The sequence below is a fragment of the Halostagnicola kamekurae genome, assembly GCF_900116205.1.
GTDB lineage: Archaea > Halobacteriota > Halobacteria > Halobacteriales > Natrialbaceae > Halostagnicola > Halostagnicola kamekurae.
The window spans coordinates 14,521-30,843 of sequence record NZ_FOZS01000004.1; the positions used below are offsets into that span (position 1 = coordinate 14,521).

The 16,323-nt window shown below is 61.2% G+C and carries 17 protein-coding genes; 4 read left to right on the top strand and 13 right to left on the bottom strand.

Features of this window, described 5'->3' with window-relative positions; translation table 11 throughout:
* Nucleotides 1-11 precede the first annotated feature (11 nt).
* The gene (locus BM348_RS16330) at nt 12-1,283 is read right to left on the bottom strand and encodes an ABC transporter substrate-binding protein (protein ID WP_139231217.1); all 1,272 of its coding nucleotides are present in this window, start codon (nt 1,281-1,283) and stop codon (nt 12-14) included.
* A 141-nt stretch (nt 1,284-1,424) separates the two neighbouring features.
* Complete coding sequence (dgoD, locus tag BM348_RS16335) at nt 1,425-2,579, bottom strand: galactonate dehydratase (protein ID WP_092906488.1); 1,155 nt, start codon at nt 2,577-2,579, stop codon at nt 1,425-1,427.
* A gap of 183 nt (nt 2,580-2,762) precedes the next feature.
* Here dgoD and BM348_RS16340 point away from each other — a divergent pair, with 183 nt between their 5' ends.
* Together BM348_RS16340 and BM348_RS16345 are read left to right on the top strand one after the other, a co-directional pair.
* Nucleotides 2,763-3,476 carry an IclR family transcriptional regulator gene (locus tag BM348_RS16340; RefSeq protein WP_092906490.1) on the top strand — a complete coding sequence of 238 codons (714 nt, stop codon included), beginning with the start codon at nt 2,763-2,765 and terminating at the stop codon, nt 3,474-3,476.
* 638 nt (nt 3,477-4,114) lie between these two features.
* On the top strand, nt 4,115-5,221 hold the full coding sequence (locus BM348_RS16345; RefSeq protein ID WP_092906492.1) for a tyrosine-type recombinase/integrase: 1,107 nt from the start codon (nt 4,115-4,117) through the stop codon (nt 5,219-5,221).
* Between the two features lie 103 nt (nt 5,222-5,324).
* On the opposite strand, the gene BM348_RS16350 is transcribed toward BM348_RS16345, so the two are convergent.
* The 10 genes from BM348_RS16350 to BM348_RS16395 form a co-directional block, all read right to left on the bottom strand.
* Nucleotides 5,325-5,648 (bottom strand): hypothetical protein, encoded by a 324-nt coding sequence (locus tag BM348_RS16350; RefSeq protein ID WP_092906494.1) that lies wholly within the window; start codon nt 5,646-5,648, stop codon nt 5,325-5,327.
* 124 nt (nt 5,649-5,772) lie between these two features.
* Nucleotides 5,773-7,599, bottom strand: a complete 1,827-nt coding sequence (locus BM348_RS16355; RefSeq protein ID WP_092906496.1) for a Na(+)/H(+) antiporter subunit D — start codon at nt 7,597-7,599, stop codon at nt 5,773-5,775.
* A complete protein-coding gene (locus tag BM348_RS16360; RefSeq protein ID WP_092906498.1) occupies nt 7,596-9,518 on the bottom strand; it encodes a proton-conducting transporter transmembrane domain-containing protein in 1,923 nt (640 codons plus the stop codon). The genes BM348_RS16355 and BM348_RS16360 overlap by 4 nt, the downstream gene beginning before the upstream one ends.
* Nucleotides 9,518-11,059: a proton-conducting transporter transmembrane domain-containing protein gene (locus BM348_RS16365; RefSeq protein WP_092906500.1), complete on the bottom strand. Its 1,542-nt coding sequence runs from the start codon at nt 11,057-11,059 to the stop codon at nt 9,518-9,520. Before BM348_RS16365 ends, BM348_RS16360 begins: the two co-directional genes overlap by 1 nt.
* Nucleotides 11,052-11,423, bottom strand: coding sequence for a cation:proton antiporter subunit C (locus tag BM348_RS16370; RefSeq protein WP_092906502.1), 372 nt, complete (start codon nt 11,421-11,423; stop codon nt 11,052-11,054). Before BM348_RS16370 ends, BM348_RS16365 begins: the two co-directional genes overlap by 8 nt.
* Complete coding sequence (locus tag BM348_RS16375; RefSeq protein WP_092906504.1) at nt 11,416-11,910, bottom strand: MnhB domain-containing protein; 495 nt, start codon at nt 11,908-11,910, stop codon at nt 11,416-11,418. Before BM348_RS16375 ends, BM348_RS16370 begins: the two co-directional genes overlap by 8 nt.
* On the bottom strand, nt 11,910-12,449 hold the full coding sequence (locus BM348_RS16380) for a DUF4040 domain-containing protein (RefSeq protein WP_092906506.1): 540 nt from the start codon (nt 12,447-12,449) through the stop codon (nt 11,910-11,912). Before BM348_RS16380 ends, BM348_RS16375 begins: the two co-directional genes overlap by 1 nt.
* Nucleotides 12,446-12,799: a monovalent cation/H(+) antiporter subunit G gene (gene mnhG, locus BM348_RS16385; RefSeq protein WP_092906508.1), complete on the bottom strand. Its 354-nt coding sequence runs from the start codon at nt 12,797-12,799 to the stop codon at nt 12,446-12,448. Before mnhG ends, BM348_RS16380 begins: the two co-directional genes overlap by 4 nt.
* A complete protein-coding gene (locus BM348_RS16390; RefSeq protein ID WP_092906510.1) occupies nt 12,796-13,077 on the bottom strand; it encodes a cation:proton antiporter in 282 nt (93 codons plus the stop codon). The genes mnhG and BM348_RS16390 overlap by 4 nt, the downstream gene beginning before the upstream one ends.
* On the bottom strand, nt 13,074-14,105 hold the full coding sequence (locus BM348_RS16395) for a monovalent cation/H+ antiporter subunit E (RefSeq protein WP_092906512.1): 1,032 nt from the start codon (nt 14,103-14,105) through the stop codon (nt 13,074-13,076). The genes BM348_RS16390 and BM348_RS16395 overlap by 4 nt, the downstream gene beginning before the upstream one ends.
* A gap of 310 nt (nt 14,106-14,415) precedes the next feature.
* On the opposite strand from BM348_RS16395, the gene BM348_RS16400 reads away from it, so the two are divergent.
* On the top strand, nt 14,416-15,480 hold the full coding sequence (locus BM348_RS16400; protein ID WP_092906514.1) for a quinone-dependent dihydroorotate dehydrogenase: 1,065 nt from the start codon (nt 14,416-14,418) through the stop codon (nt 15,478-15,480).
* A gap of 95 nt (nt 15,481-15,575) precedes the next feature.
* On the top strand, nt 15,576-15,779 hold the full coding sequence (locus BM348_RS20745; protein ID WP_139231218.1) for a hypothetical protein: 204 nt from the start codon (nt 15,576-15,578) through the stop codon (nt 15,777-15,779).
* Nucleotides 15,780-15,873: 94 nt separating this feature from the next.
* On the opposite strand, the gene BM348_RS16405 is transcribed toward BM348_RS20745, so the two are convergent.
* Entirely contained in the window at nt 15,874-16,314 is a 441-nt protein-coding gene (locus tag BM348_RS16405) for a hypothetical protein (protein ID WP_092906516.1), read from the bottom strand.
* Nucleotides 16,315-16,323 lie beyond the last annotated feature (9 nt).

The following is a 16,323-nucleotide window of genomic DNA, read 5'->3' on the forward strand; positions in this document are numbered from 1 at the left end:
TGAGTTATCAGTTAGACGTTATTCATGAAGCCTTCGGTTGCACCGTCGACGTCGTACGGATCTGCGAAGTTGTCGTTGAGAACGCCCTCGAGATCCGACTGCGTTTGCTGATCGACGGCGAGACCGTGGGCGAGCGTCGGTGGTTTGTCAGAGACCTCGTTGAAGTCCTCGATCGTCTCCGTGAGGTAGGGGTTGAACTCGTCCGTCGGGACGTCCGTTCGAGTCGGGATCGAACCCTTGTACTGGTTGAACGCGACCTGCGCCGTTTCGCCGCCGATGAATTGCAGGAAGGTCGCGGTGTCCTCCGGAGTCGGGTTCTCTCCGGGGTAGATGAACGAGTCGATGTGCAACCCGTACATGTCTTCCGTCCCCGGGAATCGAATCGCGTCCCATTCTTCGCCGTACGTGAGTTCCTCGCTGATGTACGCGCCCGCGAGCCAGTTGCCGCCGTGGATGAACGCCGCCTCGCCGTTCATTATCTCCTCGTTGACTGAGGTGAAACCAACAGATGCTGCGTCGCTGTTGATGTAGTCCGACAGCATCTCCTCGAGCGTTTCGAAGGTCTCGCGGACGGCTTCCTCGTCACCCTCGCCATTGATGAAGTCCATGTAGGCTTGGTATCCCTGCGTACCGAGCATCACGACGGCCCAGGTCTGGAGAATAGCCCACGGCTTGAGGGACATCCCAAGCGGCGTCGCATCCGTCTCGGACTGGATCGTATCGAACGCCTCGATCAGCGCGTCGGCGTCGTCGATCGATTCGGGATCGACACCGGCCTCCTCGAGGACGCTCACGTTGTAGAAGATGTCGTTCATCCGGTGAGAGCCAAGCGGCACCGCCGAGTAACCGTCGTTGTGCTGGCAGGCCTCGACCGCCTCCTGTATGTGGGAATCCTCGAATCCGGCTTCCTCCCACACCTCGGATTCGATATTTCCGAGCGCATCACCGTAACGCTCGAGGTTCGCTCCTGGCCAGCCGGCGAACGAACTCGGCGGGTTGCTGTTTCGCAGTCTGGTAGCGATGGTCTGGTCGAGGCTTTGGTTGCCACCCCCGCCGATGGCTTCGTCTTCGAAGTCCATGTCCGGGTACTCCTCGTCGAACGCGTCGAACAGCGCTTGCTGGGCTCGTTTTCCGTCGCCCCCCGTCCACGCGTGAAGCACTTCCACCGTGGTGCCGCCATCTTCCCCCGTGAGACAGCCGGCGAGTCCGAGCATTCCTGCGGCCCCTGCTGCACCTGCACCCTTCAGTACGCGGCGTCGCGAATGTGTGTCATTGTTGGACATAGTTCGCACATATAGAGCGAGGGATCAATCTCACTTAACTTTTATGATGATGAACGATGACTGTGATCGAAATCGTACATACAAACGGGATACAGTACCCAAAGGCGTTTATTTCGATTCAGAAAACGAACGGTCAGGACCTCACCACTCGGCGACGCTGCCATCGTCGTGTCGCCAGACTGGATTGTGCCAGTCGACATCGGTCTCCGATTGCTTACGAATGTAGGATTCGTCGAGTTCGATCCCGAGGCCCGGCTTATCGGGGACCGTCACGTATCCCCCCTCGTACTCGAAGACATCGGTATCCTCGAGGTAGTCGAGTACGTCGTTGGTCTGATTGTAGTGGATGTCCAGACTTTGCTCCTGAATCAGGGCGTTGGGGGTACACATATCCACCTGCATACACGAGGCGAGCGCGATCGGACCGAGCGGGCAATGGGGTGCAAGCGCGACGTCGTAGGCTTCCGCCATCGACGCGATCTTTTTGACCTCGGTGATGCCCCCTGCATGCGATAGGTCTGGCTGGATAACGTCGACGGCTCCGTCCTCGAAGATCGGCTTGAAATCCCACCTGGAGAACATTCGCTCGCCGGTCGCGATCGGAACGGTGGTATGGGCGGCGATCTCCGGCAGCGCGTCGTTGTGCTCTGGGAGGACCGGTTCCTCGACGAACATTGGTTCGTGGGGCTCGAGCGCTTTGACCAGTCGTTTGGCCATCGGTTTGGCTACTCGCCCGTGGAAATCCACCCCGATATCGATCTCGGGACCGACGCGTTCGCGAACCTCGCGGAGTCGATCGACGGCCGACTGTACGGACGCCGGATCGTCGAGGTGTTCGATCTCGGAGGTTGCGTTCATCTTCAGGGCAGTGAAGCCTTCGTCGACTTTTTCGGCCGCGGACTGACCCACGTCCGACGGGCGATCGCCGCCGATCCACTGGTAGACCCGAATGCGGTCTCGAGCGGCGCCGCCAAGCAGTTCGTAGACCGGAGCGTCGTAGTGTTTGCCCTTGATGTCCCACAGCGCCTGATCGATCCCGGCGATCGCGCTCATCAGGATCGGCCCGCCTCGGTAGAATCCACCGCGGTACATCGTTTGCCAGTGGTTTTCGATGTCGAACGGACCCTCGTTCAGAAGGTACGTGTCCATCAACTCCTCGACCGCCGTCCGGACGGTCTTGGCGCGACCCTCGACGACCGGTTCGCCCCAGCCGACCAGACCCGTGTCGGTTTCGACGCGCAGGAACAACCACCGCGGCGGCACTTCGAACAGTTCGTAATCGACGATTTCGGTCATGTGTAGCAGCGTCGTTCTGATGGTACGAGGCGCGTTACATGTAGCTGTCGGTCATTCGAGAAACCACTCGGCTGCGCCGTCGAAGGACGCACAGAAATCTCGAGCGGTGAACGATCTCCGGTCCGTCGGGCCGTTCTCGAGACGAGAACAGGCTTATCACGCTCGTAACCGAAGCACTGTCCAATGGGAGACGAGACGAACACGATCAACGCAACGCAGACGAGTTTCGAGATTCTCGAGCTCCTCCGCGAGGACGGACCGCTCACGACGACCGAGATCGCCGACGAGATCGGGTTCGCCAAAAGCGCCGTCCACAAACACCTCCAGACGCTACTCGAGTTGCAGTACGTAACCAGAACGGGATACCAGTACTCGCTGGGAATGCAGTGTTTCACGCTCGGAACCGCCGCCCGTGACGCGCATCGGTTGTTCGAACCGGTGACGAGCGAAGTCGACAACCTCGCAAAGGTGACCGGCGAACACGTAAGCGCCGTCGTCGTCGACGGGGAAACGGGCTATCACATCTACTCGCGGACCGGTGAAAACCAGCCGAGCAGAACGGAACGCGACGGAACCGCGTTCGATCCATCCAGATCGGCTGCCGGTCACGCCATCATGAGCGACGATGCGGACGAGTCCCACCGTTACGAGACGCAGGCTCCGTCACGAACGCAAATCACCCACGAGCAGGGACTCACGTTTTCGATCGACGGCGAGACGTCGGGACAGAACTCGATCGCCATCTCGGTAGTCGGACCGACAGATCAACCCCTCGGGGCCCTCGAGATCTCCGGTCCGGCTCGCAGAGTCCACGGAAAGCGGTTGAAAGAAGACTTCGCCGGGTTACTCGTGAGCGCCAAGTCGTCGATAGAGACGGCCCTGCGAAACCGATCCTAACGCCACGCTCGAAATAGTAACTATTATAGTTGTATACGTTCTTGGCTTAACTACGCGAGAGGTCGTGTTAGACGAGGGTGTGGAGTTATCGTTACACATATATGGTTGTAATAGATATCCATATCGCTCCGAGTGTCAGCAGAAAATAGCTACTTGTTCTCGAGCGAGGAAATATTCCAATTCTAATACTGGAGAAATAAGTAGAGTAATCTGTGAGATTTATCCCATTAACAATAGTAAAATATATACATAATAGTAATTTAGTAATTACTATCTTGTTCCATATATTTTTGAATAGATGCTAATACACTTCAAAGCCCAAAATCTGACATAGATAGCAAATGATAGAGTACAACCATAAACTATTTTATTATAAATTAATCTTATTCCCTTGTTATTCATAATAATTTTATCTATAGATAGGTATGGTGATGATGTGTAGCCACGTCGATCGCCATTCGAGCAGATCAAAAGAGGGTGCCACCGAAACGCAAATGTATTGACCACATCCGTTCTGGAAACGAACGTATGACTCGAGTTGGACGGGACCGACCGATCTCGGATCGAGTCTTCGGGAGCGAGACTAACGAAACGCATCTCGGTTCGAATACTACACGCTGGAAATCCCATCCATCGCAATGACGACCGTCGCAATTTCGGACGCCGTCGATGCGTACCTTCGACGCAAATCGATCGGAGGCGCGACCGGAGCCGGTTCCGGAGCGTACGCCTCGAACGCCGAGTCGATCCTCCGCCGGTGGACAAGCTGGCTCGAGACCGACCGTGAAACGGCGAACCTCGCCGAACTCACGGACGACGACCTCGTCGCGTACGCTCGAGAACTCGCCGGCCGCGTCGAACGAGGGACATACGTCTCGTCAACGGCACGAACCTATTACGCGGTGGTCCGCGCGTTCCTCTCGTGGTGTGTCAGCGGCGGTCTCCTCGAGGCGAACCCCGCAGCGATTCGACGGGCGCAAGTTCGACTTCCCGCAGAGAGCGATCGCCAACGGACCTGGACTGACCGCCAGCGGGAAGCCCTCGAGGAGCACGTCAGACGACGAGCCCTGTCGTCACTCGAGGACGCCAGCGAGGACCGGTGTCGTCGCCTCCGCGAGTACGCCATCGTTTCGCTACTGGCACATACGGAAATCCGCGGCTCGGAACTGTTTCGCGCTCCGGACGACGCGCGACGGACCGGCGCGACCTGGGAAGACGTGGATTTCTACACCGGGACGATTCGTGTCCTGGGAAAATCCCAGCGCGAGGAAACCGTCCCGCTGCCAGCGCCGGCGCGAACACCGCTTCGGCGGTACCGAATCGCCCTCGACCCGCCGACCAACGAGTGGCCGCTGTTCCCGACGCGACACGCGCCCTCGATCGCGCGTCACGTCCGCTCGAAACTCGAAGACCGCGGCTACGGCGAGACTGAGATCGAATCACTGCTCGAGGAGTCGACGGCGAAGTCGCTTCTGCGGGAGTACGCGCTTACACCTCCCGCGATAACGACCGAGGGGGCTCGCTCCGTCCTGAAACGGCTGTGTGAAGACGCGGGGATCGACGTCGACGGCGAGTACCTCACGCCGAGCGGCGTCGGTCGAGACGTCGAACACTCTCGCCGACGCGCCGCGACCGCGCCGACGAACGCCCTTCGGGTCGCCTTTCTCGAGCAATCGATCGCGCGCGTCGAAGACGACCCCCGCGTGATCGACGTCCCCGCGCCGTCGTTCTCGCGGGAGGAGTGAAGGGCGTTCGCTCGGGTTCGAATCGGGGACGAGGAAACAGGAGTAGTATTGAAACCCGGTAGAAGATGATTGCTCTGGGACCGCTGTGGTAAGTACAGGGAAACTATTGCTCGAATCCCCTATTCAGATAGGTATGTACTCCCAAAATAACCCCCCAAATTCCGACAAGAGCAAGAATCACTACGGCGAGGAGGCTCCAATCCCGTACAAGTAGCAACCCGGAAAGAGCCACTGAAAGGATACCAATCCCTGTGATTACTATTGGGTATGCTTTTGGCTTGATAACAATACTGAGGAGGCCAACACTACCGATAAAAGGGTAGATGGTCGCTATAGGGGAACCAAGGTACCCTCCGATACTAGACAGTCCCAAAAGGACAATCCCCAAAATAATCCACGGGTATTGCCACCGCTCAACTTCGACCATAATTTGTCTTTTGACAATCGAGTTATATAGATGTTCTCTCTCGTATTCAGTTTGCACCTGTAGTAGACATGTGCTTCACGCCCAAATACTGCTGAATAAGAGGATTTCAACAGAACAAACTCGCCTAGACGAGCAAGAGCAGCAGAATCGTCAGAATCGCCGTCAGCACCAGGATTGTAAAGCCGATACTCGCCCGAAGGTGGATCGTCGAGGGGCGACCGCCGTCGGCTGGCTGGCGCTCCTCGAGTTCGACGACCCAGTTTGGAAGCCGTCGGAAAACGGCGTCGACGGCCAATACTGGATTGTTACCGATCCAGTAGACGCGTCGTACGAGTCCCACCGCGACCGAGTCGACCGCACGATACGTTTCCGTGACAGCCAGCATCGAACCGCGTCCGGTGTAGTACCCGATGGGATTGACGATCATCGCCGGATCGCCGAGATCGAGTTTCGAGAGCGGTTTCCGAATCAGGACGAACGCGACCGCGGCGATCGCGAACAGGATCACGGCGTCCTGAACGTGACCCGGACTGTAGGGGTGGAGATGGTGTGATTCGGCACCCCCACCGACGATAACCGACGTGCCGTCGATGAATGGGAGCAGATTCGTGAAAAACGGCCAACCTATCTCGGGCAGTCCGAGCGCGAGACAGGCACCGCCGACCGAGAGCATTGCGACGGTCTGGCCCGGTCTAGCGTCGTCGACCTCCCGGTCGCTCGGCCCGTGGAGGAAGACGTAGTAGCCGAGTTTGATAAACGAGAGGAAGGTGCCGACCGCGCCGATGAAAAGCAGCCAGTAAAGCGCCTCGTACTTCGGTCCGCCGAAGTACCCGGACGCGGCGTCGAGGACCATTCCCTTGCTAATGAAGCCGCTGAACCCGGGGACTGCGGTGATCGAGAGTGCCCCCAGGAGGTACCCGATGGCGGTGATAGGCATTTCCTTCCAGAGCCCGCCCAGTTTGTACAGATCGTTCTCGCCGGTTCGGTAGATCACGACGCCGACGGCCATGAACAGGAGGCTCTTATAGAGGATATTGTTGAACAGGTGCCCCATCGCGCCGGCGACGCCGAGCGCGGAGCCGAGACCGATCCCGGCGACGATATACCCCAGCTGGGCCTGAATGTGATAGGACAACAGCGCTCGCATATCGTGCTGGAGCAACGCGAACCCGGCTCCGTAGACGGCCATCAGTCCGCCCATGTACGCGAGAAACAGATTCGTCTCGGGGAACGCGCGATAGAATATCAGCGCGCTGGTCTTCGTGGTGAACACCGAGAGAAACACCGAGGCCGCGAAGTGCGGCTTGGGATACGTATCCGGGAGCCACGTGTGGAACCCGATAAAGGCGACGTTGATCCCCATCCCGAGCGTGGCGAACATCGCCGGAAGGCCGGACGCGATCCCCGATCCGTAGGCGAAGTTGCCGACCGCCGCGTAGTGTGCGGCGACCGCCAACAGGACGAGGTTCCCCGCGATACCGTGGGCGATGGCATAGCGGTACCCCGAACGGACCGCGTCGCCGCCGTAGTTCCAGACCACGAACGTACTCGTGACGGCCATCAGTTCCCACATGAACACCAACACGAGCCAGTCGCCAGTGAACGCCGTTCCGATCGCCGAGGCGACGTAAATCAGCGCGTACGATCCCATCGTCCGGGACGCCTCGCTCGAGTACGCGTAGATCACGGCGAACGTGCCGAGGAATCCGAGGCCGAGGCCGACGAGCCGACTGAAGTCGTCGACGAAGAACGGCTGGATTTCCGTAAACCCGAGGAACTCGGTCGTAAGGTGGGTTCCCTCAGGAACGAAGAACGCGATCGCCGTCACGGCAGCGAGACTCAGCGTCCCGATCGCGTAGCCGAGTCGACGCGGCAGGACCAACATCAGGAGCGCCGCCGCGAGGACGATAAACGGCGGGTACGCGTAGGTGAGTAGTTCCGTCTCGATCATGGGACGGACACACCCGTTACGACTCGCACTATTTCACTGGCGAGGTCGAGAAAGACCGCGAGGTCGGGAACGACCCCGAGGACGATCCCGCCGGTCGCGATAACCGCGATCGGCACGAGCATGAGCCAGGTGCTCTCGTCGAACGGAGAACGACGGTCCCATCCACTCGGTGGCGGACCGCCGTGGTGGTGATCGTGCTCATCGGCCTGGGGAGTCACGGCGGTACCGTGGTCCCCGCTGGGACCGGCAACCTGTCCATCAGCGCCGTTGTCAGCACTGTCGTCGGCAGACGCGCCGAACGGAACGTCGGCGTCGCTCGGATACTCGTCGACCGCGAAGCCGTCGTCGGTGTCACGGTCCTGGACGTTGGTATCGTTGCGGTCGCCGTCGTGAGTGTCCTCGTGGTCCCCCCCGTCGGTCGCGACGTCGTGTTCGGACTCGCGCCGATCGGCTCCGCCGAGCGTTCCACCCGGCGGGAACTCGAGCAGCGGTTTGGCGTCGTGTCGATCCTCGCTCTCGAAGAAGGCCGTGTAGACGACGGGCCAAAAGTAGACGATGTTGAGAACGCCCGAGAGCACGAGCGCGACCGCGAACGGCCAGTAACTGGCCTGCATCCCGCCGACGAGCATGTAGAACTTGCTGACGAATCCGGCGGCGAGCGGTATGCCGGCCATGCCGGCAGAGCCGACAGCGAAGGCGGCCATCGTCAGCGGCATCCGTTTTCCGATACCAGCCATTTCGCTGATATAGTCGGTGTGAGTTTCGACGTGGATCGATCCCGCACAGAAAAACAGGGTGAGCTTTCCGAACGCGTGGGCGGGGATGTGAAACAGTCCGCCGAGTATCGCCATCGGATGGAGCATCGACAGCCCGAGGACGATGTAGGACAACTGCGCGGTCGTCGAGTACGCGAGCCGCCGCTTGAGGTGGTCCTTTCGTAACGCGATGATACTCGCCGCCAGAAGGGTAAACGTCGCCAGTATCGCGACGGGAATGTTCAGTCCGACCTCGCCGATGCCCGGAACCGACAGCGGGAGGTCACGAATCGTTTCGACCCCGTAGACCTCAAGGATGACGCGGGCGATACCGAACGCGCCGGATTTGACGACCGCGACCGCGTGGAGCAATCCAGAGACGGGTGTGGGCGCGACCATCGCGTCGGCGAGCCAAGAGTGAAGCGGCATTATCGCGGCCTTCACGCCGAAGCCGGCGATCAGGAGGAAAAACGCCGCCTGCGCGTACGCCTGCGCGCCGTCTGCCGTCGCGGCGCTCGCGAGGGCGTCCATCCCGCCGGACTGGAACGCGACCGTCGGATCGCCGACGCCGCTCGTAAGCCAGTAGATCAGCACCGTCCCCGCCAGCAACAGGACGCCGCCGCCGAAGAACGTGTACGTGATGTACTTTCGCCCGGCGATCCGAGCCTCGGCGTCGTCGTTGTGCGCGACCAGCGGGTAGGTGACCAGCGAGAGCAGTTCGTAGAAGACGAAGAGGGTGATTAAATTCGCCGAGAACGCGATCCCGACTGCGGTCGAGAGACTGGCCGCGAACGCCGCGAAGAACCGCGTCTGGGAGTGCTCGTCTAACCCCCGCATGTAGCCGGCCGCGTAGAACGAGGTGAAGATCCACAGCAGGCTCGCGAGCAACGCAAACAGCATTCCGAGCGGGTCCGCCTCGAGCGCGAAGTCGATGCCGGCGATGAACTCGACGCCGGTCGCGGCCTCGAGGCTCCACTCGTAGGTCTCGCCGGAGAGCACGCCGGGGAGCATGCTCGCGATGATGCCGAACTTCGCCAGTGCGGCCGCGACCGACCAGCTTTCGCGGACGTTCGGATAGCGATACGACGCGATAATCAACACCACCGCGATCGCCGAGACCAGAACGGCCGCGAGCGGGCGGATGGTCGGGATCGGATCAGCCATCAGTGAAACACCTCCGAAGTGAACGGCTCGAGCAGATCGAACAGCGCACCGCCGGCAAAGCCGAAGGCGACCGCGAGAACCGCGAGGACGACCACGAACGCTATCATACCGAACGAAACGCCGTCCGGCGAATCGGTCATCTGATCACCGGTTCCGCCGTCGGTCGCCACCTGCGACGTCCCCGCACTCCCGTCGGAGCCGTGCGCTGTCTCGGCCGGTGGGGTGAAGTACATCTTCTCGAGCACTCGAGCGGCGTAGGCGAGCGTGAACATCGTGCTGAGGAGGATGACCGCGGCGACCGGCCAGGCCTCTGCCTGAACCGCTCCAAGTGCGATGTACCACTTCCCGACGAAACCGGCGGAGGGTGGAATACCGACGAGCGCGGCGAGTAAGACGCCGACGCCGGCCGCCGAGACTGGTCGCTCGCGTGCCAGACCAGCGTACTCGTCGACCGTCCGCGCACCGTATCCCAGCGAGACGACGCAGGCGGCACCGAACAGTCCCGCCTTCAGGATGCCGTGGCCGATCAGGTGGATAACCGCACCCGTAAACGCCGTCTCCGTGACGACGCCGTAGGCGGCGACGACGAGGCCGAACTGCGAGACCGACGAGTACGCGAACATGCGTTTCACGTCGGTCTGGATCGCGGCGAGCGCACTTCCCGCGACGACGCTTACCGAGCCGACGGTGACGATTATTTCGGAGGCGTAGGGCGTCTGTATCAGGAATTCCGGACCGAAGACGTCGAACAAAATTCGGCCGAGCGCGTAGGCGGCGACCGTCGAGACGAGCGCCGCGATAAGTGGCGTGACGCCGTCGGGCGCGTGCTGGTAGGCGTCGGGTTGCCACGTGTGCAACGGCCACTGGGCGACCTTGATCGAGAAGCCGACGAAGATGAACGCGAACGCGGTTCGAACCAGACTCAGTTGCTGCTGGTCCAGCGTCCCGTTCTGTAACACATCGGCGAGTTCGGCCATGTTCAACGTTCCCGTCGCCATGAACAGGAACGCGACCCCGATCAGGTAAAACGACGCGCCGATCGTCCCGAGAATGAGGTACTTCAACGCCGCGACGGCCGACTCGGGACCGTCACCGCTCGAGATCAGCGCGTACGTTCCGAGGCCGACGATTTCAAGGAAGACAAACATGTTGAACACGTCGCCGGTAAGCGCGAGGCCGAGCAAACCGCCCGTCAGAAGCAAGTAGCCGGTGTAGAAGACGTTCCCCCGCGGACCGCCGAGGCGAGTGATCGCCAGCACGCCCGCCGCGATCAATGTCACTAGGAGCACCACGAGCGTCGAGAGGGGATCGGCGACGAGTTCGATTCCGTACTCGGGGGGGAAGTCGCCGAGCTCGTGCGTGACCGAGGCGCCGTCGACGAACACGGTGGCCGCGAGCGAGACGCTCATCGCGAAGAGACCGGTCGTCGTGACCGCTGCGACCGACCAGCCGGTCCGGTCGTAGCGAAGGCCAAGTGCGATCGGAACGACCGCAGCGATGATCGGCACCACGATGAGCAACACCGGAAGGGCGCTACTCATCGGAGCGCACCTCCCGAAGCGTGTCCTCTCGGAGCGTCCCGTACTCCGAATAGATCCGGATGATCAACGCGAGACCGACCGCGGTGAGCGCGATTCCGACGACGATCGCCGTGAGGACGATCACCTGCGGGAGCGGACTCGCGACGAAGAGTTCCCCTTCGGTCGGATGGGGAGGAACGATTGGCGAGGAGCCACCGTCGACGTAGGCCATCGAGACGAAAAACAGGAAGATCGCCGACTGAAAGAGGTTGACGCCGATCAGCTTCTTGACGAGGTTTTCGTGTGCGATCATCATGTAGAGCCCAATTCCGAGTAGAACGAACATGAGCGCGTACGCGTAGCGTGTGGTGAGTATCTCAATCATCCTCAGTGACCTCCTGTGAGTTCTCGGCCTTGCGTTCGGGGGTGAATCCCGCAGCCGTCGCGAAGAACAGCGTGATGACGACCCCCGCGACGATCAGCGTGATCCCGCCGATCTCGATGGCCTCCATCGCCCACTTGCCGCCGTTGGGAATCCCGAGTGCGGACTCGAAGCGCCCGTACTCGAGGAATTTGCCGCCGAGCACCATCGTCACAGCGCCGATGGAGAAGAAAATCGCGACACCGCCGACGACTAACCCGACGATAGCCGAATTACTGAGCCACTGTCGGGTCGGTTCGATGCCGAACGCGAACGCGATCATCAGAATCGTCACCCCGACGATCGCGCCGCCCTGAAATCCGCCGCCGGGGCTGTCGGCACCGTGCAGTGCCATGAACATGCCGTACGTGAGCGTAAACGGCGAGATGATCTTAACCGTCGTCAAAATCACCTGACTCTCCGTGTACCTGTCGTCGTATCGGTCCGCCATCAGACGAACACCTCCCGTTTGAGGACCAGCAGGACGGCGATGCCGGCCGAGAAGACGACGACCGCCTCCCCGAAGGTATCGAAGCCACGGTACGCGGCGAGGACGGCCGTGACGGTGTTTTCGACGCCCGTCTGTTCGTACGCGTGTTCGATATAGTGCTGGGAAACCTCCTCCGTCGCCCAGGCGGGGGCGTCCTCGAACCCGATCGGGTACATTTCGGGCAAGACGGCGACCAGCAAGACGAGGACGAACGCGCCGACGACGAACACCGCCGGAACGTCGACCCGTTCGAATAGTCGATCGGTCGACGGCCGCGACGTCCGTGCGATCGTCAACAACAGCAGAATCGTCGTCACTCCGGCCCCGATCGCCGCCTCGGTCATCGCGACGTCCGGTGCGAGCAAGAGCGTGTACAGAATCGCCATTCCGAGGCTGTAGGCGGCAAAGACGATGATCGTCGAAAGGACGTCGCGGACGATCGCCGTCGCGACGGCAGTCGCGAGGATGAAAAGCGCGAGCGTGTACGCGATCGCACTCATTTCTCATCACCGTCGGTTTGCTCGTCGGTCGTTTCCCACGGCGTTGCACCCGTTTCGGCGGCGGATCGAGCGATCGCGTGAGCCGCCGTCGGATTCGTGATGAACACGAAGAACAACAGCAGGACGGTGTACGCCGTCGTGTCTTGCCAGCCCAACGCCAGTGCGACGCCAGCGAGCGTCAGTCCGGCACCCAGCGTGTCGGTCTGGGAGGCCGTGTGCGTCCGCGCGAATAAATCAGGCAAGCGGAGCACGCCGACCGTCGAAACGAACGTAAAGAAGACTCCGAGAGCTAGCAGAACGACGATGGCGGCGAACCGAAGATCCGAAAGGACCGCCGCGAGGGCGCTCACAGGACGCCACCCCGTTCGACCGTGAACTTAGAGATGGCAATCGCCATCAGGAAGTTAAGCAGCGCGTAGATCAACGCCACGTCGAGGAACCACTCCTGGTCGAGTCCGACCGAAAGCAGTGCGAGGATGACGACCGTATTCGTTCCGATGACGTTCACGGCCAGCAGCCGATCCTGCGTCGTCGGACCGACAACCGCGCGATAGAAAAGCGCGATCGCGAGAACGACGAACGATACCGCAGCGGCGATGAAGATGTGACTCAGGAGTTCGCCAGTCATAGCTCATCACCGCCGACGATCTCGGCGTCGTCGCGCTCTTCGGGCGTCGGAATCGACGCCGAGTCCCGGCCGTAGAACACGAACCGAACCGCGCGCTCGAGACCGCCGTCGAAGAGGTCCTCGCGAGCGCTCGGGATGAGCGTGTGGACGAGCAACCGCTGGTCGTTCGCTCTGACCGTGAGCGTTCCCGGCGTAAGCGTGATGCTGTTTGCCAGCGCCAGCAGCGGCAGTCCGCCTCCGACGCGAGCATCGAGGCGCGTTAGCGTCGGTTCGATCGGCATCGACGGCCGCAAGATGACGGCCGAAATCGCCAGATTCGCTTTGACGATTTCGTACGCGAGATACGGCACGTAGAGCACGAACCGGACCGTTCGAAGCGGCGACTGAATCCGGTCCGGCGCGACGGTAAAGGTCACACTCGAGAGCGTGACCGACACGATGGCGGCGACCGCTGCCCCCGTGAGAAGGTCGAACCAGTACGTCGGATCGCCGAGGACGAGATAAAAGCCATAGGAGATCCAAAACAGCGCGAACATCCGGTCGAAGCTCTCCTGTCCGACGAGGCGCTCGTGTTCGGCGGGCCGCTCGACTGGGGCTTCGTCGTACTCGAGCCCGACGTTCGAGAGCTCGCGCTCGAGGGGCTGGAGCATCGGCGCGGTGACGCCGGGACGGTACTCCGGATCGAGGACAATAGTCTCGAGCCCGTGTTCGTCCGCGTAGGCCGCGAACGCTTCAGCGTACTCCCGGGGTCCAAAGAGGTACTCGTCCGCACCAAGGACGCTCGTTTCGACCGTCACGTCGTCGCTTCCAGCGTCCTCGTTGGCCCAGCTTTCGGCCCGCTCGAGGAGGCGTTCGGCTTCCTCGAGTTCCGTCTCGCCCGTTGGGCTATCACCCTCTTGCGGGAGCGCGACGACCAGATGACAATCGAGTTCGTCGGCGTCCTCGAGGGCGGATTGAACCGCGTACCCGACCGTCTGGCGGACCGTGACGGTGTCCGACAGCGGGACGAGGATCCCGTTAGCCGCCACGGGGCAGGCCTCCGTCGTACCGTCGTTTAGTTGTCATTTCGTTACTGTCGTTACTCGACCCAAGCGGAACCGGTAGGAAAACTATTTCGTTATGTGACGGACACGAAAACGCTGTCCCGCAGACGTGAAGACGACACAACGCGTCCCATTGAAGTGAGAGTCTATTTTCGAGGGCGATTCGAATTCCGGCGGGCGTGGGAGGCGACAGTTCGGAGGGAAAACCGGCCGACCCTGCGAATAGAATCGCCTGTCCCTCGAGCATAGCGGTATCTTCGAGAGGTTTACCTGTCCACCGAACGCATCGGCTTCCATGAGCATCTACTCGAGGATCCGGCCACTGGCGTTCAGACTCCCGGCCGAGACAGCCCACGAACTCGGGAAAGGACTGCTCCGGACGGCACAGTCGACCCGACCGACGAAGGCCGGGTTGGCCGCCGTCTACCAGTACGAGAACCCGACCCTCGAGATCGAGCGGTTCGGCACGCGATTCCCGAATCCGGTCGGTGTCGCGGCGGGATTCGACAAGAACGCCGAGGTGACACACGCCCTCTCGGCGCTCGGATTCGGGTTCGTCGAGATCGGAACCGTCACGCCGTACCCACAGCAGGGGAATCGACGACCGCGCCTGTTCCGACTTCGCGAGGACGAGGCGATGGTCAACCGAATGGGGTTCAACGGCTACGGCATGGACCACGTCAAAGAGCAACTCCAGCGCGACGGGCTACCGCCGGTCCCGATCGGGGTGAACGTCGGCAAGATGAACACCTCGAGCCAGCGGGAGGCGATCGAAGACTACCGCCGCGTCTTCGATCGCCTGTCGCCGTTCGCCGACTACGTCGTCGTCAACGTCTCGTGTCCGAACACGCCCGAGGAGTTCGACGAATCCTCGCCGGAACACCTCCGCGAGATATTCGAAACCCTCGAGGACGAAAACGAGCGAGACGTGCCGATCTTGGTCAAGATCGGCCCCGACTCCCCCACCGAGTCGGTGCTCGAACTCGTCGACATCGTCGAGGGCCTCGGCGTCGACGGCATCGTCGCGACGAACACGACGACCGAGAGAGACGGCCTCGAGTCGCCCAACCGGGAGGAGTGGGGCGGGCTGAGTGGAGCGCCGCTCGAGGACCGATCGACCGAAGTAATCCGAACGATCGCCGGCCACACCGACCTCCCGATCGTCGGCGTCGGCGGCGTCGACTCCGCCGAAAGCGCCTACGAGAAGATCAGGGCCGGCGCGTCGCTGGTCCAACTGTACACCGGATTCGTCTACAACGGGCCGGCGACTGCCAGGGAGATCAACAGAGGCCTGGTCGAACTACTCACCCGCGACGGCTTTCGATCGGTCGAAGAAGCGATCGGCGCGGATCTCGAGTAACGTCTCCGTGAACCGCTCGGCCTGCGCCGCCTGAATATGAACGAACGTCTGACTATCCCTATCGGTTTTGAATCCCGAGCGGATATGCTCCCGATGTGAACAGACAACTCGCGTGGGGAATCGGGACGCTCGTGCTCGGTGTCATCTGTCTCGTGGCGCTCGGTGTTTCCGGTGCGTTTCAGGACCCGTTCGGGTCGGGCCTCCAAAATAGGCCGGTCAATTCGACTGCAATCGGCGGGAGCCTCCTCCTCACCGTCGCAGGAGGCGTAACGATTGCACGGGCTCGTAGTTCTGAGTGAGATCGCCACTCCATTCGTATTCCTCTCAGCCTAACGTCTGTACAGGTACTTCTGCGACAGTTCGAACGTGAATCATAGCGAACGATTATTCGAACTAGCCCGACAGAACGGGCGCGTATCTCCGAAGGGAGGGACGAAGCAAGTACTCGACGAATCCACAGAAAAGAGCGACGGCGAGTAAGAGAGCCCAGAGAGTAAGCACCAGTTCGAACATCGTCATGGTTGCGCTTACGCCGGCAGAGCGAGCGGAGTCGACCAGATTCGGCCACGAAGTGACGAGGGAGAGCAGATAGCCGCCGCCGGAGACGAGAATCGGCGTTCGAAGCTGGTATCGGACCCACGCGACGGCCGGAATCGCCCCGAGGAGAGCGGCCCCAGCGAGTAGCCAACCGAGTTCGAGGGAACTATCCGCGAGTCCATCCCCATACTCGAGGCCGGCGAGAAAGAGGTGGACGGTGACCGTACACAGACAGAGGGCGAGTCCGAACGCTGCCGGTACCGCGATCGACCTCGAGCGGTGGAGGGGGTTGGCCATACGAATACT

Bases quoted from the DNA above. Each gene is read 5' to 3' on its own strand.
- BM348_RS16365 (WP_092906500.1), bottom strand. From the start codon at position 11,059: ATGAGTAGCGCCCTTCCGGTGTTGCTCATCGTGGTGCCGATCATCGCT.
- BM348_RS16370 (WP_092906502.1), bottom strand. From the start codon at position 11,423: ATGATTGAGATACTCACCACACGCTACGCGTACGCGCTCATGTTCGTT.
- BM348_RS16350 (WP_092906494.1), bottom strand. From the start codon at position 5,648: ATGGTCGAAGTTGAGCGGTGGCAATACCCGTGGATTATTTTGGGGATT.
- BM348_RS16390 (WP_092906510.1), bottom strand. From the start codon at position 13,077: ATGACTGGCGAACTCCTGAGTCACATCTTCATCGCCGCTGCGGTATCG.
- BM348_RS16405 (WP_092906516.1), bottom strand. From the start codon at position 16,314: ATGGCCAACCCCCTCCACCGCTCGAGGTCGATCGCGGTACCGGCAGCG.
- BM348_RS16340 (WP_092906490.1), top strand. From the start codon at position 2,763: ATGGGAGACGAGACGAACACGATCAACGCAACGCAGACGAGTTTCGAG.
- BM348_RS16375 (WP_092906504.1), bottom strand. From the start codon at position 11,910: ATGGCGGACCGATACGACGACAGGTACACGGAGAGTCAGGTGATTTTG.
- BM348_RS16345 (WP_092906492.1), top strand. From the start codon at position 4,115: ATGACGACCGTCGCAATTTCGGACGCCGTCGATGCGTACCTTCGACGC.
- BM348_RS16355 (WP_092906496.1), bottom strand. From the start codon at position 7,599: ATGATCGAGACGGAACTACTCACCTACGCGTACCCGCCGTTTATCGTC.
- BM348_RS16400 (WP_092906514.1), top strand. From the start codon at position 14,416: ATGAGCATCTACTCGAGGATCCGGCCACTGGCGTTCAGACTCCCGGCC.
- dgoD (WP_092906488.1), bottom strand. From the start codon at position 2,579: ATGACCGAAATCGTCGATTACGAACTGTTCGAAGTGCCGCCGCGGTGG.
- BM348_RS16360 (WP_092906498.1), bottom strand. From the start codon at position 9,518: ATGGCTGATCCGATCCCGACCATCCGCCCGCTCGCGGCCGTTCTGGTC.
- BM348_RS16330 (WP_139231217.1), bottom strand. From the start codon at position 1,283: ATGTCCAACAATGACACACATTCGCGACGCCGCGTACTGAAGGGTGCA.
- BM348_RS16380 (WP_092906506.1), bottom strand. From the start codon at position 12,449: ATGAGTGCGATCGCGTACACGCTCGCGCTTTTCATCCTCGCGACTGCC.